The 21,493-nt window shown below is 67.9% G+C and carries 21 protein-coding genes and 1 tRNA gene; 10 read left to right on the top strand and 12 right to left on the bottom strand.

All coding sequences use genetic code 11. The annotated features are described in order from the left end of the window. Positions 1-70 precede the first annotated feature (70 nt). Positions 71-877 carry a VOC family protein gene (locus ACWEO7_RS07415; protein WP_452421578.1) on the bottom strand — a complete coding sequence of 269 codons (807 nt, stop codon included), beginning with the start codon at positions 875-877 and terminating at the stop codon, positions 71-73. A gap of 637 nt (positions 878-1,514) precedes the next feature. Here ACWEO7_RS07415 and ACWEO7_RS07410 point away from each other — a divergent pair. The 4 genes from ACWEO7_RS07410 to ACWEO7_RS07395 are packed head-to-tail and all read left to right on the top strand — an operon-like array spanning position 1,515 to position 3,269. Further along, on the top strand, positions 1,515-1,940 hold the full coding sequence (locus ACWEO7_RS07410; RefSeq protein WP_452421576.1) for a hypothetical protein: 426 nt from the start codon (positions 1,515-1,517) through the stop codon (positions 1,938-1,940). Next, on the top strand, positions 1,937-2,236 hold the full coding sequence (locus ACWEO7_RS07405; RefSeq protein ID WP_357882612.1) for an SH3-like domain-containing protein: 300 nt from the start codon (positions 1,937-1,939) through the stop codon (positions 2,234-2,236). The genes ACWEO7_RS07410 and ACWEO7_RS07405 overlap by 4 nt, the downstream gene beginning before the upstream one ends. After that, complete coding sequence (gene scnC, locus ACWEO7_RS07400; protein WP_452421574.1) at positions 2,233-2,943, top strand: thiocyanate hydrolase subunit gamma; 711 nt, start codon at positions 2,233-2,235, stop codon at positions 2,941-2,943. The genes ACWEO7_RS07405 and scnC overlap by 4 nt, the downstream gene beginning before the upstream one ends. Next, positions 2,940-3,269, top strand: a complete 330-nt coding sequence (locus ACWEO7_RS07395; RefSeq protein ID WP_452421572.1) for a ScnB — start codon at positions 2,940-2,942, stop codon at positions 3,267-3,269. The genes scnC and ACWEO7_RS07395 overlap by 4 nt, the downstream gene beginning before the upstream one ends. 67 nt (positions 3,270-3,336) lie before the next feature. Here ACWEO7_RS07395 and ACWEO7_RS07390 read toward each other — a convergent pair. Further along, a tRNA-Met gene (locus ACWEO7_RS07390) sits at positions 3,337-3,410 on the bottom strand. Positions 3,411-3,939: 529 nt separating this feature from the next. On the opposite strand from ACWEO7_RS07390, the gene ACWEO7_RS07385 reads away from it, so the two are divergent. After that, positions 3,940-4,485, top strand: coding sequence for a transglycosylase family protein (locus ACWEO7_RS07385; protein WP_452421570.1), 546 nt, complete (start codon positions 3,940-3,942; stop codon positions 4,483-4,485). Positions 4,486-4,568: 83 nt separating this feature from the next. Here ACWEO7_RS07385 and ACWEO7_RS07380 read toward each other — a convergent pair whose 3' ends face one another. Then, the gene (locus ACWEO7_RS07380; RefSeq protein ID WP_452421568.1) at positions 4,569-7,571 is read right to left on the bottom strand and encodes a UPF0182 family protein; all 3,003 of its coding nucleotides are present in this window, start codon (positions 7,569-7,571) and stop codon (positions 4,569-4,571) included. 211 nt (positions 7,572-7,782) lie between these two features. Between ACWEO7_RS07380 and ACWEO7_RS07375 the strand changes: the two genes are divergently transcribed. Beyond that, complete coding sequence (locus tag ACWEO7_RS07375) at positions 7,783-8,364, top strand: PPA1309 family protein (RefSeq protein ID WP_452421566.1); 582 nt, start codon at positions 7,783-7,785, stop codon at positions 8,362-8,364. Between the two features lie 152 nt (positions 8,365-8,516). Here ACWEO7_RS07375 and ACWEO7_RS07370 read toward each other — a convergent pair whose 3' ends face one another. Then, positions 8,517-9,542 (bottom strand): YlbL family protein, encoded by a 1,026-nt coding sequence (locus tag ACWEO7_RS07370; protein WP_452421564.1) that lies wholly within the window; start codon positions 9,540-9,542, stop codon positions 8,517-8,519. A gap of 127 nt (positions 9,543-9,669) precedes the next feature. Between ACWEO7_RS07370 and ACWEO7_RS07365 the strand changes: the two genes are divergently transcribed. The 3 genes from ACWEO7_RS07365 to ACWEO7_RS07355 all read left to right on the top strand — a co-directional run bounded on the left by ACWEO7_RS07365 (position 9,670) and on the right by ACWEO7_RS07355 (position 13,738). Next, positions 9,670-11,082 carry a zinc-dependent metalloprotease gene (locus ACWEO7_RS07365; protein ID WP_452421562.1) on the top strand — a complete coding sequence of 471 codons (1,413 nt, stop codon included), beginning with the start codon at positions 9,670-9,672 and terminating at the stop codon, positions 11,080-11,082. An 85-nt stretch (positions 11,083-11,167) separates the two neighbouring features. Next, positions 11,168-12,043, top strand: coding sequence for a hypothetical protein (locus ACWEO7_RS07360; protein ID WP_452421561.1), 876 nt, complete (start codon positions 11,168-11,170; stop codon positions 12,041-12,043). 351 nt (positions 12,044-12,394) lie between these two features. Beyond that, positions 12,395-13,738, top strand: coding sequence for an ABC1 kinase family protein (locus ACWEO7_RS07355; protein ID WP_452421559.1), 1,344 nt, complete (start codon positions 12,395-12,397; stop codon positions 13,736-13,738). 523 nt (positions 13,739-14,261) lie between these two features. Here ACWEO7_RS07355 and ACWEO7_RS07350 read toward each other — a convergent pair. From ACWEO7_RS07350 to ACWEO7_RS07325, 6 genes are all read right to left on the bottom strand, one after another. After that, on the bottom strand, positions 14,262-14,585 hold the full coding sequence (locus tag ACWEO7_RS07350) for a WhiB family transcriptional regulator (RefSeq protein ID WP_450026517.1): 324 nt from the start codon (positions 14,583-14,585) through the stop codon (positions 14,262-14,264). Between the two features lie 136 nt (positions 14,586-14,721). Then, a complete protein-coding gene (locus ACWEO7_RS07345; RefSeq protein ID WP_379256122.1) occupies positions 14,722-15,060 on the bottom strand; it encodes a hypothetical protein in 339 nt (112 codons plus the stop codon). Positions 15,061-15,173: 113 nt separating this feature from the next. Next, positions 15,174-17,321, bottom strand: coding sequence for an ATP-dependent DNA helicase UvrD2 (locus ACWEO7_RS07340; RefSeq protein ID WP_452421556.1), 2,148 nt, complete (start codon positions 17,319-17,321; stop codon positions 15,174-15,176). A gap of 160 nt (positions 17,322-17,481) precedes the next feature. After that, entirely contained in the window at positions 17,482-17,949 is a 468-nt protein-coding gene (locus tag ACWEO7_RS07335; RefSeq protein WP_452421555.1) for a MarR family winged helix-turn-helix transcriptional regulator, read from the bottom strand. A 9-nt stretch (positions 17,950-17,958) separates the two neighbouring features. Continuing rightward, positions 17,959-18,402 (bottom strand): EVE domain-containing protein, encoded by a 444-nt coding sequence (locus ACWEO7_RS07330; protein WP_452421553.1) that lies wholly within the window; start codon positions 18,400-18,402, stop codon positions 17,959-17,961. After that, positions 18,399-18,821 carry an SRPBCC family protein gene (locus tag ACWEO7_RS07325; RefSeq protein ID WP_452421551.1) on the bottom strand — a complete coding sequence of 141 codons (423 nt, stop codon included), beginning with the start codon at positions 18,819-18,821 and terminating at the stop codon, positions 18,399-18,401. The genes ACWEO7_RS07330 and ACWEO7_RS07325 overlap by 4 nt, the downstream gene beginning before the upstream one ends. 117 nt (positions 18,822-18,938) lie before the next feature. On the opposite strand from ACWEO7_RS07325, the gene ACWEO7_RS07320 reads away from it, so the two are divergent. Next, positions 18,939-19,169 carry a mycoredoxin gene (locus ACWEO7_RS07320; RefSeq protein ID WP_379256129.1) on the top strand — a complete coding sequence of 77 codons (231 nt, stop codon included), beginning with the start codon at positions 18,939-18,941 and terminating at the stop codon, positions 19,167-19,169. Between the two features lie 35 nt (positions 19,170-19,204). On the opposite strand, the gene nudC is transcribed toward ACWEO7_RS07320, so the two are convergent. Beyond that, positions 19,205-20,110 carry an NAD(+) diphosphatase gene (gene nudC / locus ACWEO7_RS07315; RefSeq protein ID WP_452421549.1) on the bottom strand — a complete coding sequence of 302 codons (906 nt, stop codon included), beginning with the start codon at positions 20,108-20,110 and terminating at the stop codon, positions 19,205-19,207. Between the two features lie 47 nt (positions 20,111-20,157). After that, entirely contained in the window at positions 20,158-21,213 is a 1,056-nt protein-coding gene (locus ACWEO7_RS07310) for a potassium channel family protein (RefSeq protein WP_452421547.1), read from the bottom strand. Between the last annotated feature and the right edge of the window lie 280 nt (positions 21,214-21,493).

The raw sequence follows: 21,493 nt of genomic DNA, 5'->3' as shown, positions 1-21,493 counted from the left end.
CCCGCCGAAACCACGATTGCTGCGGCGGCGACAACCGAGCGCGGCGGCTCGGTTGTCGCCGCCGGACAACTCACGCGCCGGTCGGCGGCTCCCCGACGGTCGTCGTCGGATCGATGACGCCGAAGACTTCACCCTGTGGCCCCTGGACGAGGCCCATGCGGCCGAAAGGACTGTCGTCGGGTCCGGACATGACCGTGGCGCCGAGATCGCGCGCCTTGACGAGCGCGTCGTCGGTGTTGCCGACCTGGAACCAGACCAGCCAATACGACGGGTTGTCACCCGGCATCTTCGTCGAGTCGTTGATGCCGCCGACGGGGTCCCCGCCCTGCGGCAAGCTGAAGGTGGAGTAGACGAAATTCTCGCCGTCGCCGATTTCGGAGTACTGCCAGCCGAACACATCGGCGTAGAACTCCTGGGCCTTCTTGTAGTCGCTGGTGTGCAGTTCGTTCCAGCAGTAGGCGCCGTGCTCGTTGTACACCCCCGCGCCGCTGTGGGCCTTGGCCTCCCAGATCCCGAAGACCGCGCCGGTGGGGTCGGCGCCGACGACCATGCGGCCGACATCGAGCACGTCGAACGGTTGCATCATCAGCGAACCGCCCGCGGCGGTCACCTTCTCCGCGATGGCGTCGGCGCTGTCGGCGGCGAAGTAGGTGGTCCACACCGACGGCATCGGCATGCCTTCCGGCTTGGGTCCGATGCCCGCGGCCGCGCGGCCGTTGCGCATCGCCATCAGATATCCCCCCGCTTCGGGCGGGCTGTCCTGGATCTCCCAGCCGAAGAGTGCGCCATAGAATTCGCGGGCCCGCGCCGGGTCGTCGACCTGGCAGTCGACCCAGCACGGTGTTCCCTGCGGCCAGCTTCCGTCATGAGTGGGCATTGCGGGTGCCTCCTGATACGGGTTGCCGAGTGTGCGGCCGAGACAGCCGGCACACGGCTAGTCAACCATCAGCATTCCGTTGGAGTGGGCCGATTCAGCAGAGACTCCGGTCCTGTTCGCGAGCCTGAAACCAGGCGAAAGACCTCCTACACAGATCAGTCCCCGGTAGTCTCGTCGTTTCCGTGATCCTCAGTCGTCGCTGAGTCTCCGGTTTTTTCGACTGGCTTGCCGGGGGCCTAGCCGGATCCTGGGTCGGTGTCTTCACTGCCTACCGACGTCTCAGCTGACAGTGCGCTCACCTACCGGTGCTCCGGTGTAATGAATAGTTTCCTCCACATTTTCCGCTAGTCAAGAGGGTCGGCAGCGCCAATTCCAAGAGCCGGCGCGACCCTCTTCGCCGCGCCACAGGCATCCTTCAGCAAATCGATCTCGACGTGTACGCTCGGTATCCGAACCATGCGATTGTGACTGGGGTCACACCCCGTCGTCCGACTGCACCCGCCTGCTGGGCGGGCCGTCCCGTTGGAGTTTCCATGGCGCTCGTTCCCACTCCAGTTCCGACGAGGGAAGGCGTGCGCGAGCACACCCGCCGCAACCGCCCCGCCGTGGACCCCGGATCCGTCACTTCGGAGACATGATGAGCGCACCGAACCGATTCGACGAGTTGCAGCATCGCGTCGCGGACCTCGCACCGGTGTTTCGCGAGCCGCTGGACTCGCCCTACGAGATCTCGAACGCGTTGTTCGCCGCCCTCCGGCACGTTCTGCACGACGTAGGCGGCCAGCCGGACACTCCGGTCGAGTACCGGGAGAAGGAGGAAGAGGCCTGGGAGATGAGCACGTACGTCACCTGCGAATGCCTCGGCTGGCGCGGCGTATGGAACTCCGAGGAACGCAGGCGAGCGGAGAACGACCTCGGCGCGACGCTGTACTTCGGTCTCCCCTACTACGCACGCTGGGCGACCGTCGCGGCGAAGACGTTGGTCGCCAAGGGATTGATCACCCCCGACGAACTGTCGGACAAGCTGGACGAAGTACGCGCACGAATGGAGGCGCGCAGATGAGCAGGAGGTACCGGATCGGCGACCGCGTGCGCGTCCGCGACGCCACGTCGATGTTCCACACCCGCACCCAGGCCTACACCCGCGGGCACACCGGCGTCGTCGTCGAGTACCGGCCGGAGTGGATCATCCCGGAGGACGAGGCATGGGGACGGGACGACGGTCGCGTCGAGCCGTTCTACGTCGTGCGATTCCGCCAGAAGGATTTATGGCCCAAATACACCGGCTTCGACGTCGACACCTTGGAGACGGAGGTCTCCGAGCGCTGGCTCGAGCCCGCGGAGGAGGATGCCCAGTGAGCCGGACCCACGATCACGACGCACACGCGCCGATCCGGACCAGCGAGCAGATCAGCGAATTCGAGGTGCTCGAGACGGCGGTGCGGGAACTGGCCATCGAGAAGGGGCTGTTCTCCCGGGAAGACCACCGCAGGTTCGCCGAGTGGGCCGAATCGGTGGGTCCGCACGGCGGGTCGAAGCTGGTCGCCAAGGCGTGGACCGACCCCGAGTTCAAGGCCCGTCTGCTCGCCGACGGCACCGAGACGTGCAAGGAGATCGGCATCGACTGGCGCGATCCGACCGGATCGGGGACGCCGAGCGACTACACCTACTTCTACGTGCTGGAGAACACGCCCGAAGTGCACAACGTCATCGTGTGCACGCTGTGCTCGTGCTATCCGCGACCGGTGCTCGGGATGTCCCCGGACTGGTATCGCACGCCCAACTACCGTCGCCGCCTGGTGCGCTGGCCCCGCGAAGTGCTCGCCGAATTCGGCTTGCACTTCCCGCCTGACGTCGAGATCCGGGTGCACGACTCCAACCAGAAATCGCGCTTCATGGTGATGCCGATGCGCCCAGAGGGAACCGAGGGCTGGACCGAGGAACAGCTGGCCGCCATCGTCACCCGGGACACGATGATCGGCGTGGCGCTGCCCCAGGCCGACTGGACCGCACAGCAGCCACCGAACCGAGTCGACGCCGCCGCCGAGAAGGAGGGCCGCCCGTGACGAGCGGTCCGTACGAAGTCCTGCTGAAGACCTTGAACCCCGCGTCGCACCGAGAGACCTCGCTGCCCGAGCTCGACGGCAAACCCGACCCGTGGGAGTCCAGCATGCAGGCCACGTGCGAATGCCTCTCGTGGCGCGGCGCGTTCGACAACCTGGAACGCCGCCACGCCGAGGACGCACTGGGCGAGACGATCTATCGCGACTTCCCGGTACGCACCCGCTCGGTCGTCGTCACGGCGCACACCCTGATGGATCGCGGCGTGATCAGCCCGGACGAATTACGCGACCGCATGGACGCGGTCCGCGAGCGGTTGCACCGGCAGTAGACGCGCGCGCAGACCAGAACAACGTAAAACGGCTCCGGAACCACTGGTTCCGGAGCCGTTTCCCTAGTAGCGGGGACAGGATTTGAACCTGCGACCTCTGGGTTATGAGCCCAGCGAGCTACCGAGCTGCTCCACCCCGCGTCGGTGAACACAACATTACACATGGGTTCGCAGAGTCTGCAAATCGCCAGCTCAGAGGCGGTTTCGACGAGGTGAACAGACCGCACGACAGGGACATCCGCCCGCCACCGAACTCGGGAACCATCCCGCAGCAATCACGACGCCGCACATTTCCGCACCGCGCCCACAAGATTCACCACCGAAAACCCATTTCAAACGTGATCTACTTCACCATATCGGGGTGATCTCACTCACATAACGATGCGATAACTTCGCATGGAATCCGCGTGTTGACGACGTTTCCCACCTGGTAAAACTCGCATATTCGAGTTATTCGAATCATGCAATTCCGGCGTTATCAAGATGTGATCTGCTGAGAATTCTTCGTTACCGTCACTCCACGGCCCGGATCATCCGAGACGGGCTAGAACTCGAACCGCCGAACACCGGTGACCCTGTCCCGCGGCTCGAGGATCCCCGACGACCTGGGGACAGGGACACGGCAGAAAGCACGATCGCCGTGTCGGCGGGCGCAGGGAGGGAAACGACCATGACTGAGAACCGGAAGATCAGCACCCGCGCCATCGGCTTCGCCGCCATCACCGGCGCTCTTGTTGCCGTCCCGTTCGCATTCTCCACCGCTTCCGCCTCCGCGGCCACCCACGACTGGGACGGCGTCGCGCAGTGCGAGAGCGGTGGCAACTGGGGGATCAACACCGGAAACGGCTACTACGGTGGCCTGCAGTTCTCGCAGAGCACCTGGGCCGCCAACGGCGGCAAGGGCTCGGCCCACACCGCCAGCAAGGCGGAGCAGATTCGCGTGGCGGAGAACGTGCTCGCCACCCAGGGCCCCGGCGCGTGGCCGGTGTGCGGCCGGTACCTGCGCCAGGGCACCTCCGAGCCCGAGACGCTGGCCCCGGCGGAGGAACTTCCCGCCGTGCCCGAGCCCGCCCAGCCCGCCGTGAGCGCCACGCAGTCCGTGGTGGAGAAGGCCAAGTCCGCCGCGGACGAGCTGGCCGAGCAGTACGGCCTGAAGGGACAGTTCGAGCAGATCTTGAGCCAGAACAGCGCGCTGATCGACTCCCTCGGTCGCTGACACCTCCCGCGCCGAAAGAAAGACGCCGCCATCGCGATGATGGCGGCGTCTTTCTTCGTGCCGGTCCTATCCGGCGGCACTACTCAGCGACCGGCGTCCTGATACGCCTTGACCGCGGCGTCCAGCTCGTCCAGCGCACGGCCGAAGTCCTGGAAGTTCCCGCTGCGCATGGCGTTACGCACGTTCTCGATCTTGCGGTTGAGTTCGGCCGCCGCGGCGTCCTTGGCGGCGGCCGAGCCCGTCGCCGGTGGCGGAACCGAGGCCGGCGGCGGAGCCGAGGCGTTACTGGTCCCGTTGTTGCCCTGCTCGGCGGGGACCGGAGTGGTGCCAGGCTTGGGCCTGGTGCCCGAGTCACCGCCGAACGGCGTGGCCAGCGCGCCCGCACCGGGGATCACCTGGTTCAGCGCGTCCGCCAAGGTCGAGGCGTAGCCCACCTTGACGTTGCCCGCCTCGTCGCGATAGCTCACCAGCACCCGCAGCAGCTGCGGGAAGGTCGCCGTGTTCGGCCCGGTGTTGCGTTCGTTGTAGAACGGCTCCACATAGAGGATGCCGCCGTCCGCGACCGGCAAGGTCAGCAGATTGCCATATTTGATCTTGTTGGAATTGGACAGCAGCGTTTTCTCGCGGGACACCTCCGGCGAGGTCGTCATCCGGTTCTGCGTCTGCTGCGGACCCAATGTCTGTGTGTCCGTTGGCAATCGAAGAATCGTGAATTTCCCGTAGCCGTCCGGGTCGGAACGCACCGAGATATAGGCCGCGAGATAAGGCCGGTTGTAGCCGGTCATCGCACTGGTCAAATTGAACGTCGGCTTGTTCGTTTTCGGGTCGCCCAGCAGCACGTAATACGGCGGCTGGTTGGCGGTGGTCCCGCCCTCGGTGGTCGGGTCGGCGGGAACCGACCAGAAAGCGTTGTTGGTGAAGAATTCTCGAGGATCGTCCACGTGATACTTCGACAGCATCTCGCGCTGCACCTTGAACAGATCCTCCGGGTAGCGGAAGTGTGCCCGCAGTTCCGGCGAGATCTCGCTCTCCGGCTTCACCGCGCCCGGGAATACCCCGCGCCACGCCTTCAGCACCGGGTCCGAGGAGTCCACCTCGTAGAGCGTGACGCTGCCGTCGTACGCGTCGACGGTCGCCTTCACCGAGTTGCGGATATAGCTGACCGCCTTACGCGGCAGCAGCCGCCCGGTCTTCTTGTCGATGCTGTCCTCCAGCGCGCCCTCCAGCGAGGTGGTCTGCGCGTACGGGTAGTTGTCCAGCGTGGTGTAGGCGTCCACGATCCAGACGATCCGTCCGCCGACCACCGCGGGGTAGGCGTTGCCGTCGGTGGTCAGCCAGGGCGCGACCTTCTGCACCCGCTCGCGCGGGCTGCGGTTGAAGATGATCTTCGAGTCGTCGCCGATGGCCGAGGAGAAAAGGATGTTGCGCTCGGCGTACTTGGCCGCGAAGGCGAGGCGGTTGAACCAGTTGCTGATCGGCACGCCGCCCTTGCCGGTGTAGGTGTATTGGGCGGTGTCGGAGTCGTATTCGCGCGGACGCTGGCCGTCCATCGCGCCGACGATCGCGTAGTCCGGGTTCGCCTGCGAGATCAGCTCGCCGAAGTAGACGCGCGGCTGGTCCACCTTGATCCGCTGCTTGTCCGCCGGCGTGAACAGATCGCTCACCATGAAGATCGGATAACCGCCGTCGCCACTGCCCCCCGCGGCGTTCGGATCGTCCGACGGCGGCTTGTTGACCCGGTTGGCCGGGGCGGCGACGAAGCCGTTGCCGTGGGTGTACACGGTGTGGCGGTTGATCCAGTCGGTCTGGTTGCCGCTCAGCGCCGCGGGCGAGAGCTCCCTGGCGGCGACGATGTAGTCCTGGACGTCACCGTCGAGGTTGTAGCGGTCGATGTCCAGCGACTCCGGGAAGCCGTAGAAGTTCTTCAGCTGGCGCAGCTGCGTGAAGGTGGGCGAGAGGATGTTCGGGTCGAGCAGCCTGGCGTTGCCGATGGTCGCGGCGTCGACCGGCACCTCGAGCGGGCTCTTGCTGCTCTCGCCTTTGTAGTCCTTGTAATCGATCCTGTCGTCGGTGATGCCGAACGCCTGCCTGGTGGCGGCGATGTTGCGTTCGATGTACTCGCTCTCCTTGTCCGCGGCGTTCGGACGCACCGAGAACTGTTCGACCACCAGCGGCCACACCGCGCCGACCAGGATCGAGGACAGCACCAGCAGCGCGGCGGCCATCGCGGGCACCCGAAGATCGCGCAGCACGATGCCCGCAAAGAAGGCCAGCGCGCAGATCACCGCGATGGACAGCAGGATCAGCTTGGCGGGCAGCACCGCGTTGATGTCGGTGTACGAACCGCCGGTAAAGGTGGGTTCCTTGCGGCTGCTGGAAAGCAGTTCGTAGCGGTCGAACCAGTAGGCGATCGCCTTGAGCAGGACGAAGATCCCGGCCAGCAGGGCGAGCTGGATGCGCGCGGGGCGGGTGAGCGTGCCCTCGCGGCCGGTCAGCCGCAGGCCGCCGAAGACGTAGTGGGTGACCAGGCTGGCGAAGAACGCGATCACCACCGCGACGAACAGCCAGTTCAGCACCATCCGGTAGAAGGGCAGGTCGAAGGCGTAGAAGCCGACGTCGAGACCGAACTCCGGATCCTTCTCGCCGAACGATCCGCCGTTGAGGAACAGCTGCACCGTCACCCAGTTCGACTGCGCCACCAGACCCGACAGCAGGCCGAGCAGCACCGGGATGCCGACGCCGAACAGCCGCAGCCTGCTCATCACGGTGGTGCGGTAGCGCGCGATCGGATCGTTCGGGCCCGCCACCGGCACGAACACCGGCCTGGTGCGGTAGGCCAGCAGCAGCGCCAGCCAGACCACCAGGCCGACGAAGGCCGCCACGACGAGGAACAGCAGCACCCTGGTCCGCAGCACGGTGAGATACACGTTGCGGAAGCCGACCTCGCCGAACCACAGCCAATTCGTGTAGGTGTCCGTCAACCGCGGCCCGAGCAGCAGTAACGCCGCTAGGACGATGGCCGCCACCAGCAGCACACGGCTGCGTCGGGACAGCGAAGGTAAGCCGGTGGGGGGCCGCATGCCCACGATGCCACTCTCCAAGGTCCGGCGACGCTCGCACCGATACGCTCGGCCGATGCGCCGCAGTCCGATCTTGCGGGTGGTCCTTCCGGACCGTCTCGGCCCACTCTACGGAAATCGGACACCATGCAGCTGGCAGGGTTGCGCTTGCCGCGCCGGGGAATCGATCGCCCGGGGTTTCCGGCTGTCCGCGCCCGCGGTTTGATTGGATGTTCGCGTGACCCCAGACCTGCACGCCGAACTCGTCCTTGCCCGATCCGTCCGGGAGGTGGCGGAATTCGTCGATGCCGAGGGGTGGGGCCGTCCCCCGCAGATGTTCGCCCTGGTGCCGACCGCGGAGCTGGTCGCGGCGCAGCCGGAACTGGAGGATCAGCTCGACGAGGGCGACGAGCTGACGCCGGTCGCCCAGGAGGCTTTCCCGGACGACATCACCGGCGGCTCGATCGCCCTGGACGAATTCCTGGCCACCACCACCTGGCCCCCCGCCGTCCGCGGTTGCGTGCTGGTGCAGGAGATCGTGGTGCTCCCGCCCGACGCCGAATCGACGCTCGACGACGCGCTCGCCCCGCTGCTGGCCGACCACGATGCCGCCGACGCGGCCGCGCGCGCCGCCGCCGAGGCGCACCCGGAGCGCAGGGAGGCCCGGTTGTTCGCCGCCGTGCTGCGCGACGGCGCGTCGCTGTGCCTGTTGCAGCTGCGCCCCGAGGACGACGCGGACGATTTCGGCGACCTCGACCTGCGCACCTACCCCAATCTGGCGCCGAACCTCGTCGAAGCTCTGCATCACACGCTGGAGTGAAGCGCTGACGCTCCGGTGCGGCACGGCCCGGCCCGATCGCGGTTCAACGGTCGGGCGCGCGGCGTTCTTCGGTCGGGATCACCAGCCGCTGTGCAGTCCGGGCGAGTCGCGCAGCTTCCGTTGCGGGTTGTCGACCGGCCGAACGATCCGGCTCACCCGCAGCCGACCGGTTCCTTGCCGGTGTTGATCTCGTTGAGCGACTGCACCGCGCCGGTGAGGTTCTCCACGCGCACCAGCCGCAGGCCGTCGGGAATCCGCTGTTTGGCCTCGTCGCAGTTGGCCGCGGGAACCATAAAGGTCTCCGCGCCCGCGTCCCGCGCGGCCATCATCTTGTACTGGATGCCGCCGATCGGCCCCACCTTGCCGTCCTGATCGATGGTTCCGGTGCCCGCGACGAACTTGCCGCCGTCCAGTTCGCCGGGGGTGAGCTTGTCGATCAGGGCCAGGCTGAACATCAGGCCCGCCGAGGGGCCTCCGATGTCGGCGAGATTGAACGCGACCTCCAGCGGCGGCCGGGCGCCCTCGCCCGGCGTCACGCCGAGGTAGCCCTTGGCCGGATCGCCGGGGCGGGCGCCGAGCACGATCGACGCGGTCTGCTCGGCGTTGTCGCGCCGGAACACCACGGTGAGCGTGCTGCCGGGCGCCTGGGACGAGACCGCGGTCACGACATCCTTGGGTGTCGTCACAGGCGTGCCGTTGATGCTGATCAACTCGTCACCCGCACGCAGCGCGTCGTGAGCGGGCCCGTCGTCGGACACCTTGCGCAGCAGCACGACCGTGGGCAGGTTCAGGTAGTGCAGGGCGGCGACCTCGGCGTTGCCCTCCGAGTCCTTGAAGTCCTCCTGGTTGGACTTGTCGATCTCCTCGCGCGACACGCCGGGCGGGTAGACCTCCGAGCGCGGCACCAGGCCGTGCTTGCCGCTGGCCCAGAAGCCGAACGCCTCGAAGATGCTCAGCCCGTCGCGCACCGACACCGTGGTCATGTTGAGATGGCCCGTGGTCGGATCGACCTCGGTGCCCCGCACATCGACGACGTCCTTGCCGTCCACCGTGCCGAGGGTGTTGAAGGTGGGGCCGGGCCCGAGTGCGACGAACGGCACAGTCAGCACGCTGCCGACGACACCGAGCACGAGCACCGGGATCAGGGCGGCCACCAGGGTGAGGATCCGACGATTCACCTGGACCACAGTAATGACAGCCCGCGGCGTGAGTGGGCGGAGGCGGTCATTTCGCCCGGGCGCGCCGCCTCCGGTTTCGCGCCGCGCGAACACAGGGACGCTGTGCTACACGCGTAACGTGAAGAGCATGAACGACCTCCCCTTCGGATTCTCGAACCGCGACGACGACGATCGCGAGCGCGGTGACGAGCCGAGCGGTCCCGGCCCGAGCGACCCGTTCGGTTTCGGTATCGGTGGGTCCGGCGCGGGCGGATTCGACCCGGCGCAACTCGGCCAGATGCTGACCTCGCTCGGCCAGATGCTCAGCGGCATGGGACAACCGGGCTCGGCGCAGGCCGGGCCGGTGAACTACGACGTCGCCAAGCGGCTGGCCCGCCAGCAGCTCGGCCCGACCGTCGCCCCGGTGAGCTCGGGCGCCGCGAGCGCGGTGACCGACGCCGCGCGCCTCGCCGAACTCTGGCTCGACGGCGCAACCACCCTGCCCGCGGGCGCCGCCAAGACGGCCGCGTGGACCGCCAACGACTGGATCGAGCAGACCCTGCCCACCTGGCAGCGGCTGTGCGACCCGGTCGCCGAGCAGATTTCGGGCATGTGGACCGCGGCGCTGCCGGAAGAGGCCAGGCAGTTCGCCGCGCCGATGGTCGGCATGCTGGGACAGATGGGCGGCCTGGCCTTCGGATCGCAGCTCGGCCAAGCGCTCGGCCAGCTCGCCAAAGAGGTACTGACCTCCACCGACATCGGCCTTCCGCTCGGCCCCACCGGCACCGCGGCGCTGCTGCCCACGGCGATCTCGGAGTTCAGTGCCGGACTCGAGCAGCCGGAAAGCGAGATCCTGGTGTTCCTCGCCGCGCGGGAAGCCGCCCACCAGCGGCTGTTCGCGCACGTGCCGTGGCTGCGCCAGCAGGTACTCGGCGCGGTCGAGGACTACGCGCGCGGCATCCGGATGGACTTCTCCGCGATGGAGCAGGCCGCGCAGAACATCGACCCGATGTCGCTGACCGACCCGTCGAAGCTCGAGGAGATCCTGGCCCAGGGCACGTTCGAGCCGCAGACCACGCCCGAGCAGAAGCAGGCGCTGGAACGGCTGGAAACGCTGCTGGCGCTCATCGAGGGCTGGGTGCAGGTGGTCGTCGCCGACGCCGTGGGCGACCGCTTGCCCGGTGCGGGCGCGCTGGCTGAGACGCTGCGCAGGCGGCGCGCTACCGGCGGTCCCGCGGAGCAGACCTTCGCCACGCTGGTCGGCCTGGAATTGCGGCCGCGCAAGCTGCGCGAGGCGGCGGCGCGGTGGCGCAGGCTCACCACCGACGCGGGCATGACCGCCCGCGACCGCGTGTGGGCACACCCCGACCTGCTGCCGGACTCCGACGATCTGGACTCCCCCGCAGGCTTCATCGACTCGGTCATCGGCGGCGGCGCCACCGTGTTCGACGATCCGCTCGCGCAACTGGCCGAAACCGAGGCTCGTGAGCGAGCAGCACGCGAGCAAAAGGACGACGACACCGGGCCTGACCTGGGCAAAGAGGGCGGCGAATCCTCCTGATCCAGGCTGTGGATGACGCGAAATCCTGTGGATAACCGAGGATTTCGCCACGGGCCGTACCCCGCGGGGTTCACATACTGATGACATGACAACGATGTGTCGTGGTCCTCGATTGCGTCCGCGGGTTACCGTCCTGGTCCGCCCGACCGGCGTCGTCCAACTCGGGTGCGATCCGGAAACCGCCGTGGTGCTCGATCCGGAAGGCATGAACGCCGAGACCGTCGTCACCTTCCTCCGCCTGCTCGACGGTCTGCGCACCAAGCCGCAGATCATCTGGCGCGCCGGAGAATGCGGTATCGATGCCGAACGCGCCGTGGCATTGCTCACGCTGGTCGATGAAGCCGGACTGCTGGACCACCCGGAGGACCGGGCCGCTCACGTGCGAACAGTGCGAGTGCACGGCCTCGGGCCGCTGTCGGACGCGGTGTCGGCCGGCTTGCGGGCGCTCGGTATGCGGCCGAGCCGTTCCCGGGACTACCCCACCGGTACGGCGACGGCGCGGTCCTGGGGTGCGGACCTCGTGGTGCTCGCCGACACGCTGATGCCCGACCCCCGGCTGGTGAGTGATCTAGTGCTGCATCAGATCCCGCATCTTTCACTGCGCATCCGCGACAGCAAGGGCGTCATCGGTCCCTTGGTGTTGCCTGGCGTCACCAGCTGCCTGCGCTGCGCGGACCTGATCCGCGCACAGAACGACACCGACTGGCCACACCTCGCTGCCCAACTACTCGGCCGCATCGGCCACGCCTCCCCCGCCGGAATCGCCGCCACCACGGCAATAGCCCTCGCCGAACTCGAAACGATCATCGACTGCTCACCCCGACGAACCCCCGCCACCTTGAACGCCACGCTGGAACTGGACCTGGACTCCCACACCCTCGATCGCCGCCGATGGGACCGCCATCCCGACTGCGGGTGCGTGCACCTTTCCGCAGCGCACGGCGTCGGAATACAGCCGTGATGCCTCCGCCCAGGAACTCATCTGGCGACCTGAGCACGAACCGCATCGGTCCATCCCACCGACGGCGACGTCGGTCACTGACTCCGCACCGTGGGCGGGCGCGGGACAAGATCACCTTCGCCGCGCTGGACTGGCGGCCGGACACCTCGCTGAAGCTGATCTGCCTGGATGATCCCAGCCATCTCGAACGCGACTCTCGAACTGAATTCGGATTCACACCCTCGGTCGGCGCGGACGGGACCGGTACCCCGCTGCATGTGCGCACTCGTTTCCGCAGGTCATGGGCACTGAAGCCGATGGTGATCAAGATTGCCGTGGCCGACCGGCCGGTCCGTCCGCCATGATGGGTACGTGTCTGAGATCGTGCGCCGTCGCTCGTCCCGCAACGCCAAGTTGGCCAAGATTCCACTCGGCATAGCCGGGCGGGCGGCCGTGGGGTTCGGCAAGAAGCTCGCCGGAGGCGACAAGTCGGAGATCAACGCGCAGCTCAATCAGAAGGCCGCGGAGCAGCTGTTCACGGTGCTCGGCGAGCTCAAGGGCGGCGCGATGAAGTTCGGGCAGGCGCTCAGCGTGATGGAGGCCGCGGTCCCCGAGGAGTTCGGCGAGCACTATCGCGAGGCGCTCACCAAGCTGCAGGCCGCCGCGCCGCCGATGCCGGCCGCGACCGTCCACCGCGTGCTCGACCAGCAGCTCGGCACCCAGTGGCGGACCCGCTTCCGCGAGTTCGACGATGCCCCGGCCGCGTCGGCCAGCATCGGGCAGGTGCACCGGGCGGTGTGGTCGGACGGGCGCACCGTCGCGGTGAAGGTGCAGTACCCCGGCGCCGACGAGGCGCTACGCGCCGACCTCAAAACCCTGTCCCGCATGTCCGGCCTGGTCGCTTCCGTGATCCCCGGCGCGGACGTGAAGCCGATTCTCGCCGAGATCACCGAGCGCACCGAAGAGGAGCTGGACTACCGCAACGAAGCCGCCAACCAGCGCGCGTTCGCCAAGGGCTTCGACGGGCACGCCGAGATCGTGGTGCCGAAGGTGGTGGCGAGCGCGCCGAAGGTGATCGTCACCGAATGGCTCGACGGCGTCCCCGTCTCCACGATCATCAAGCAGGGCGCCGAGGATCCGGAGGGCACCCGTGCGCTGCGCAATCGCGTCGCGGGGTTGATGGGCCGGTTCCACTTCTCCTCCCCGGAGGTGGTCGGGCTCCTGCACGCCGACCCGCACCCGGGCAATTTCATGATGCTGCCCGACGGCAAGTTGGCGGTCATCGATTTCGGCGCGTGCGCGCCGATGCCCGAGGGTTTTCCCCCGGTTCTGGGCCGAATGCTGGCCCTTGCGGTCGAGGAGCGCTTCGCCGAACTCACCGAACTGCTGTACGACCACGGCTGGGTGATCCCCGGCCGAGTGGTCACCCACCAGGAGATCGCCGACTACCTGCGGCCGTTCACCGACCCGATCCAGGCCGACTCGTTCCATTTCACCCGCAGGTGGATGCAGCGGGTGGCGGGCAAGGCTTCGGAGATCTCCAGCCCGGAAATGAAAACCGCACGCGCACTGCAACTTCCGGCGCAATACGTGATGATCTTCCGGGTACTCGGCGGCTCGGTCGGCATCCTGGCGCAACTCGACGCCGAACTGCCGTTCATGCAATTGGTCCGCACCTGGATGCCCGGCTTCATCGAGGAACGCACCGCCTCCTGAGCAGAACCCCTCAGAATCGGTCGAATCGATAGCCCCCGGGGCTGAACCGCCCAACTAAAAAAGAAACTTCACGCCGCTCCCGCCCCCTCGGGTGCGAGTCTTACGAGCACCGTTCGCGGCCCGTCTCGCGGCCGAGTGACCGAAGCGCATGCGACGCAGTCGCGAGTCTCGGTCGCTCGGACGTGAGACTTCCCGGGGCCGCGAACACGCAGCGCCGCAGGCGCTGCAAAACCAACACAGCAGTCGCGAGTCTCGGTCGCTCGGCCGCGAGACTTCCCGGGGCCGCGAACACGCAGCGCCGCAGGCGCTGCAAAACCAACACAGCAGTCGCGAGTCTCGGTCGCTCGGCCGCGAGACTTCCCGGGGCCGCGAACACGCAGCGCCGCAGGCGCTGCAAATCAAACACAGCCGCCCACCAGACAACGGTGGGCGGCTGGTTTGCTTTCTCGTTCGTTGGCTCGGCCCGTGCCGGGACCGACCGAATCGAGCACATCGACCGGAGGGAGGGAAGTCACTCCCCGGCTCATGCCGGGACCGCGACCTTGCGCGGACGACCACGGGGACGCTTGCGGGCGATCACGACACCCTGGTCGAAGATCTCACCGCCCCAAACACCCCACGGCTCACGACGATCCATGGCGGCGCTCAGGCAGCCTTTGCGGATCGGGCAGGTCGCGCACAGCGCCTTGGCCTGCTCCAACTGGACCGGGCTCTCGGCGAACCAGAGGTCCGGGTCTCCAGCACGGCAGGGCAGGACCTTGGTGATCTCCTGGGTCCGAGTAGGCGACGCCACGGTTCGGCATGTCACGTCAGTAGTGGCCTGCGGCCAACCCTGTGCGGTGAACACGTCGTTCTCCTTCAGCTCGTTTGCAGCGGTTCGTTTGTTGTGGCGAAACCGGTGCCGGTCGGCTGAAGGGCCGGAGAATACTGGCCACGGTTTCGCTGTCTTGCGATCCGTGGCCAGGAGGTCGGGGAGGAGTTCCCTACCTAGGTCGACATCTGTGTCGAGTCCTGTTCACGGTCGCTGGGTGTGCGGTGCGGAGGCGTGCTGCCCGCGGATCCGCCGGCTCGAAGCCGACTTCGTCCGCGAAGACACCGACTGCTGCCTCGACAGCCGTCGGGTGCCAGCCCGCGCTGGGCTTGCCCTGAATCTGGGTGCGGTTCGACGCATGCATGGCAATGCAATTCACTTGCGTGCCGGACATGCCGAACGCACCGATTCCGGACAGACCGATCCCCTGCAAGGCGAGGATCCCCCGGGAGGCCGCCATGGGCGCATAGACCGCAACGCCACTGGCGCCGAAGTTCATGATGTTGTCCATTGCTCTGCCTCCCTCCTGTACTCGTGGTGTGTCGGTAACTGTGCGCGCCGAGATGCCCTCCCGGTGCGTGAAATCCACCATAGGCAAGATCGTCGAGCGGAACAACCTATTTTCTACCTGCGGTTTTGTGATGTGGATCGAAGCCGGGACGCCACGATCGCGAGCACATCGGCGCCGAACTGGTCGATCTTCTTCGCACCGATGCCCGCGATCGCGGCCAGCGCGGCGTCGTCGGCGGGCTGTTGTTCGGCGATCGCGGTGAGCGTGGTGTCGGTGAACACGACGAATTCGCGCACCCGCAGCGCCTCCGCCTTCTCCGCACGCCAATCCCGCAGTGCGGCAAGCAATTCCGCGTCCAGCTCGGCCGGGCAACGGCGGCAGCGGCCGAGCATGGTCGCGTAGGTGCCGATCAGCGGTTTCGCGCAGACCCGGCAGGTCGGGCGGACACCGTTCGGGGCCGACGGCGGTGCCGCGATCCGCGAGGCGGGCGAATCATCCGGCACGAGACCGTTGAGGAAGCGCGAACGCCGCCTGCTGCGCCTGCCGCCCTCGTTCCTGGCCAGCGCCCAGGACAGCCGCAGATGTTCGCGCGCCCTGGTGACCCCGACGTAGAGCAACCGCCGTTCCTCCTCGAGCGCCGCCTCGTCGGCGACCGAGCCGTCGTCGGCGAGGACGTGCGCGATCGGCATGGTTCCGTCCGACAGCCCGACGAGGAACACCGCGTCCCACTCCAAGCCCTTGGCGGCGTGCAGGGAGGCCAGCGTGACGCCCTGCACCGTGGGTGGATGCCTGGCCTCGGCGCGAGTCGCGAGTTCGCGCAGCAGCCCGGTGAGGTCGAGCCGGTCGTCGTGGCCGACGAGTTCCTCGGTCAGCCGCACCAGCGCGCCCAGCGAGGTCCAACGTTCACGCGCCTGGGCGCCCGCGGGTTCCGTGGCGGTCAGGCCGAGCGGGGCGAGCACCGCACGGACCAGCGAGACCAGGGAGTTGCCGCTGCGCGCCTGGTCGGGCAGGTCGTCGCGGGCGGCGGCTTGCCGCAGTGCCTGCACGGCCTGCCTGACCTCGGCGCGCGCGAAGAAGCCCTCGCCGCCGCGCACCTGGTAGGGGATACCGCGCTCGGTGAGCGCCTGCTCGTAGCTCTCCGAGTGGGCGTTGATCCGATAGAGCACGGCGATCTCGGCGGCCGGTGTGCCCGCCGCGACGAGCCGGCCGATCGCCTCGGCCACCGCCGCGGCCTCCGCCGGCGCGTCGTCGTATTCGGCGAACACCGGCTCAGGCCCGTCGGCGCGCTGGCCGATCAGTTGCAGCCTGGTGCCCGCGATGCGCCCGCGCGCCGCTCCGATCACCCGATTGGCCAGCGAGACCACCTGCGGAGTCGACCGATAGTCGCGTTCCAGCCGGACGATCGTGGCGTCGGGGAAGCGCCGGGAGAAGTCCAGCAGGTAGCTCGGCGTGGCGCCGGTGAACGAATAGATGGTCTGGTTGGCGTCGCCGACGACGGTCAGGTCGTCACGGTCGCCGAGCCAAGCGTCGAGCACGCGCTGTTGCAGCGGCGTGACGTCCTGGTACTCGTCGACGACGAAACTGCGGTAGCGGCCGCGGAATTCGTCGGCCACCGCCGGATAGTCCTCCAGCGCTGCGGCTGTGTGCAGCAGCAGGTCGTCGAAATCCAGCAGCAGCCCGTCGGGCGTCGCCTTGAGCTTCTCGTAACCCGCGTAGACGTCCGCGACACGCAGTGCCTCGTAGGGCGTCTCGCGCCGCTGCTTCGCGACCGCCGCCGTGTAATCCTCCGGGGCGATGAGCGAGGCTTTCGCCCACTCGATTTCGCTCAGCAGGTCGCGCACGCTGTCGGTGGCCGTGGACAGCCCGGCCCGGTGCGCCGCCTGCGCGACGATCGGGAACTTGGCATCGATCAGCCGCCACGGCACGTCACCGACGATCTGCGGCCAGAAGTACTTCAGCTGCCGCAACGCCGCCGCGTGGAACGTCCGCGCCTGCACCTGGGTCGCTTCCCCGCCGAGACCGAGGGCCCGCAGCCGGGTCCGCAGTTCCCCAGCGGCCCTGGCGGTGAACGTCACCGCGAGCACCTGATCGGCTTTGACGTGCCCCTGCGCGATCTGATGCGCGATGCGATAGGTGATGGTCCTGGTCTTTCCGGTGCCCGCGCCCGCGAGCACGCACACCGGGCCGCGCGGTGCTCGCACGGCGGCGGCCTGCTCGGGATCGAGGTCTGCGAGGTCGAGAGCGGGCACGCGATCCATCATGACAGCGCCCACCGACACACAACCGGTCGCGGTCGGGGCAGCCGCTCGCCAGCAGACCGGCGCCGAGGCAAGAGACGGCATCGGCGCCGTAGCCCTGCGCCGCGCGCGACCGCCCCGTTGCACGCCTCGTCGCCGCTTCGGGCGGCCGGGGGCGTGGCGTTCAGCGGTCGCTCAGCAACCGCAGGGAACGAGCGAAGGGGGCGCTGTCTTGCGAGCCGAGCGGCGCGAAGAACTCCGCGTCGCATTCCTCCACCGCGACGATGGCCCGGTTCACCAGCGCCACGCCCGCTTCGGTGGCGACGAGGGCCTTCGCCCTGCGGTCGCTGGGGTGGTCGCGGCGTTCGATCAGGCCCTTCTGCGCCAGGGCGCGCAATACCTGAGAGGTCATCATCGGATCGGTGGCGGCGTATTCCGCCAGGTCACGCTGCCGGACCGGATCCTCGCGGCCGGCGGCGAGGTAGGTGAGCGAAGCCAGCAGCACGAATTGCACGTGGGTCAGGTCGAATGGAGCGAGCGCCGCCCGCTGTGCCGCCTGCCAGCGGTTGGTCACTTGCCACAGCAACAGCCCGGGACTTTCCTCTGCTGTGCGAAATCTGGAACGCAGTCTGCCGTCCCCCGCCTCGTGCATCGGCCTCCCTCACTCGTCGGTCATCGACCGCGCGATCAGCGCGTAGTCGTGCGGGCTGAGTTCTATCAGGCCACGACGCAGGATCATCCCCCAGTTCGGCACGCTGGTGAGGTCCAGCTCGTCACGCAGCGTATCGATCGGCGCCTCCCGCGCTTCGGCTCGGTAGCTGACCGAACGGCGCCACGGCCGGAAGCAGCCGCCGTCCTGCGGGCCGGCCTGCCAGGCCGGGTGGTCGTCGACGGTGCCGATCGCGGTGAACGAGCGCACCGGCGCTCCGGCCCGCATGCCCTCGCGCGGCGAGTAGTACACCAATCCGTCGCCCGGCCGCATGCGTTCCACCGCCGCGCGCTTGCCGTGGTTCGCCTGGGCGATGCCCAGCTCCACACCGCGCCGGACATGTTCCCTGGACACGACGGCCAGCCAGTACTTCGCGCTCGAACCGGTAGCACTCATGCCGGGACCCTCTCGGCGACGGCCACCAGTGCGTCCAGGTCGGGCTGCACGGATTTCGCCAGGTCGGCGCCCAGGATCTTGGTCCACAACAAGCGCAGCGGTCCGTCTATCGAGACCGTGACGGTGACCGTGGTGCGGTTCTCCGCGACGGCGACCTCGTGGGCGAAGGTGAGCCGCGCGCCGAACAGCTTCGAGACGTCGACGAACTCGCGATCGGTCAGACGCGCGACGACGAACCGGATCTTCGGGCCGCCTTTCGGCCGCAACGTCCCAGTGGCGCCCTCGGCGAACGGTCCGTCCAAGCGCACCCACTCGGTGTCGGTGTTCCACTCCGGCCAGGTGGCCATGTCGGCCCAGCGGGCGAAGAAGGCGGTCGGCGGCGCGCTGGAGGTGGCGTGCGCGGTGGCGATGATCGTCATACATTTAGTATGCGCGCATACTAAATGCCACGCAAGCCGGGAAATGGTTCGAGTTGGAACAGTGCGCGGACGTCCGGCGTTGCAGTGTCCGTGACTGACGCGAACCCCACCCTGACGATGTACTCGACCACCTGGTGCGGCTACTGCCGCAGGCTCAAGAAGCAGCTGGACGAGGCGGGCATCGGCTACGTCGAGATCGACATCGAGCAAGACCCGGCGTCGGCCGAATTCGTCGGCAGCGTGAACGGGGGCAACCACGTCGTGCCCACCGTGAAGTTCGCCGACGGTTCCACCGCGACGAACCCGTCGCTGGCGGCGGTCAAGCAGGTCCTCGCCGGTCTGTCCTGATCAGCCGCCGCGCGCGGGTCGGATCGGCCCGCGCGCTAGTCGATCGCGGCCCAGGATTCGATGATGGTGCGCGCGATGGAGATGGAGCCGGGCAGCAGCAACCGGGCGCCCCCGTCCCGGTTCGACCAGTCGCCCACCGCCAACGCTTCGCGCACCTGCGCGCGGGTGAACCAGTCGGCCTCGGCGATCTCACCATCGGTGAAGGTCAGCGGCTGTGTGGGATCGGCCACCGCGGCGAACCCGAGCATCAACGAGCGCGGGAACGGCCACGGCTGGCTGCCCAGGTAGGTGATCTCGCGCACGTCGAGGCCGACTTCCTCGCGCATCTCACGCTCCACGCAGCGCTCCAGCGACTCGCCCGCCTCCACGAACCCGGCCAGCAGCGAGAACAGCGACTTCGGCCAGCTGGCCTGGCGGGCGAGCAGCACCCGCTCCCCGCCGTCGTGGATCAGGCAGATCACCGCCGGATCGATGCGCGGGAACTCCTCGTAACCGCTCTCGGTGACGCGCGACCAGCCCGCCTTGGCCGACATGGTGACGGTGCCGTCCGCGCCGTGGAACCCCGCCTTGTCGTGCCAGTTCAGCAACGCGATCGCGGTCGAGAGCAACGCGGCGGTGCGGTCGTCGACGACGCCGCCGGCCAGCGCGCGCAGGTCGGTCAGCGCGCCCTCCAGCTCCGGATCACGCACCGCCCACAGATGGACGCCCTCCTCCACACCGAGGAACACCGCGTCCGGGCTCGGCTCGGCGGAGAACTCCACGGCCGGGTCCAAGATCAAAGCGTTTTCGTTGAAGCGCACCTGCCCGCGCCGGTTGATCCGCAGGAGTCTGGCCTCGGCCCAGCCCTCCTTCAGGGCCTGGGCATCACCTCGGATGTGCTCGGCCCGGTCGACGACAGAACGGGAGAGCAACGGAACGCTGTTGAGCTGGAATGCCGACACGGTTCGAGACTATCGCGCCGAAGCTGTGCGCCCGGTTCGCGCCTGGGTCACTTGCCCGCTCGGCGGATGTACAACAGCTTGTCGCCCGCCTCGACCGCGTCGACTTCCGGCTCGCCCACGCGGTAGAGCACCCCGTTGCGCACCACGCCGAGGACGATATCGCTCAGATGCCGTGGCGAGCCGCCGATCTCGGACGGCTCCACCTCGCGTTCGGCGACGGCGAAGCCCTCCTCCGGGGTGAGCAGGTCTTCCATCATCTCCACGACCGTGGGCGTGGTGGTCGCGATGCCGAGCAACCGGCCCGCCGTCTCCGAGGACACCACCACCGAGTTCGCGCCGGACTGGCGGACCAGGTGGGTGTTCTCCGCCTCCCGGATCGACACCACGATCTTGGCGGCCTTGTTCAGCTCCCGGGCGGTCAGCGTGACCAGCACGGCGGTGTCGTCGCGATTGGTGGCGACCACCACCGAGTCGGCGTGCTGCACACCGGCCAGTCGCAGCACGTCGGATTGGGTCGCCGAGCCGTGCACCGTGACCAGCCCGGCGTTCGCGGCCGCCTCCAAAGCGACCACGTCGGTGTCGACCACGACGATGTCGGCGGGCTGCACCCCGTCGCCGAGCATGGCGTCGATCGCGGTCCGCCCCTTGGTGCCGTATCCGACGACCACGGTGTGATTGCGCACGGTGTGCCTCCATCGCTGAATCTTGAAAGCCTGCCGGGAACGTTCGGTCAGCACGCCCAGCGTGGTTCCGACCAGGACGATCAGGAACAGGATGCGCAGTGGGGTGATGATGACGATGTTCGCCAGCCGCGCCTCGGGCGTCACCGGGTGGATGTCGCCGTATCCGGTGGTCGACAGCGACACCGTCGCGTAATAGAACGCGTCCAGGAACGACAGTTCGTTGCCCGAGTTGTCGTGGTAGCCGTCGCGTCCGAGGTAGACCACCAGCGCGGCCAGGAACAGCAGCGCCGTCGCGAACAGCACCCGTCTGGTCAGCGAAATCCACGGGCTGGTCTGCACTTCCGGGATGCGCAGCAGTCCGACCAGGGCGAAATCTGGCCTGCTGGCCAAGCCCAGGCTGCGCGCTCGGTCACCGAACACCGGGCACACCCGTCGTTTCGTCGCTCGTGTCGGTCATACCCGGTAATCCTTGTCCCTCCGGCACACCGGGGAGCCTACTGTGTTTGTTTTTCCAGCGCCTGCGGCGCTGGGTGTTCCGCTGCCCCTTTGTGGCTCGCGTGTGCGCGGCCGGGCCGCGAACGGCGGATGCTCGGTCTCGCTTCGCTCGAAAGACGTGGTGGGGGTGCGCTGGGCACGTCGGCATCGAAGCTCGCTATCAGGTGTACGCGGTTCGTAGTGGTCGGCTACAGAATTCGTAGTG

It is taken from the genome of Nocardia sp. NPDC004260 (assembly GCF_053603155.1).
Note: the sequence above shows the minus strand (reverse complement) of the source record. Positions and strands in the feature narration are given on the sequence as shown.

What these genes read in the sequence shown, in the direction of transcription:
- ACWEO7_RS07360 (WP_452421561.1), top strand. Translation starts at nt 11,168, where the DNA reads ATGACAACGATGTGTCGTGGTCCTCGATTGCGTCCGCGGGTTACCGTC.
- ACWEO7_RS07320 (WP_379256129.1), top strand. Translation starts at nt 18,939, where the DNA reads ATGTACTCGACCACCTGGTGCGGCTACTGCCGCAGGCTCAAGAAGCAG.
- ACWEO7_RS07405 (WP_357882612.1), top strand. Translation starts at nt 1,937, where the DNA reads ATGAGCAGGAGGTACCGGATCGGCGACCGCGTGCGCGTCCGCGACGCC.
- ACWEO7_RS07415 (WP_452421578.1), bottom strand. Translation starts at nt 877, where the DNA reads ATGCCCACTCATGACGGAAGCTGGCCGCAGGGAACACCGTGCTGGGTC.
- ACWEO7_RS07325 (WP_452421551.1), bottom strand. Translation starts at nt 18,821, where the DNA reads ATGACGATCATCGCCACCGCGCACGCCACCTCCAGCGCGCCGCCGACC.
- ACWEO7_RS07335 (WP_452421555.1), bottom strand. Translation starts at nt 17,949, where the DNA reads ATGCACGAGGCGGGGGACGGCAGACTGCGTTCCAGATTTCGCACAGCA.
- ACWEO7_RS07340 (WP_452421556.1), bottom strand. Translation starts at nt 17,321, where the DNA reads ATGATGGATCGCGTGCCCGCTCTCGACCTCGCAGACCTCGATCCCGAG.
- ACWEO7_RS07345 (WP_379256122.1), bottom strand. Translation starts at nt 15,060, where the DNA reads ATGGACAACATCATGAACTTCGGCGCCAGTGGCGTTGCGGTCTATGCG.
- ACWEO7_RS07385 (WP_452421570.1), top strand. Translation starts at nt 3,940, where the DNA reads ATGACTGAGAACCGGAAGATCAGCACCCGCGCCATCGGCTTCGCCGCC.
- ACWEO7_RS07410 (WP_452421576.1), top strand. Translation starts at nt 1,515, where the DNA reads ATGAGCGCACCGAACCGATTCGACGAGTTGCAGCATCGCGTCGCGGAC.
- ACWEO7_RS07330 (WP_452421553.1), bottom strand. Translation starts at nt 18,402, where the DNA reads ATGAGTGCTACCGGTTCGAGCGCGAAGTACTGGCTGGCCGTCGTGTCC.
- ACWEO7_RS07365 (WP_452421562.1), top strand. Translation starts at nt 9,670, where the DNA reads ATGAACGACCTCCCCTTCGGATTCTCGAACCGCGACGACGACGATCGC.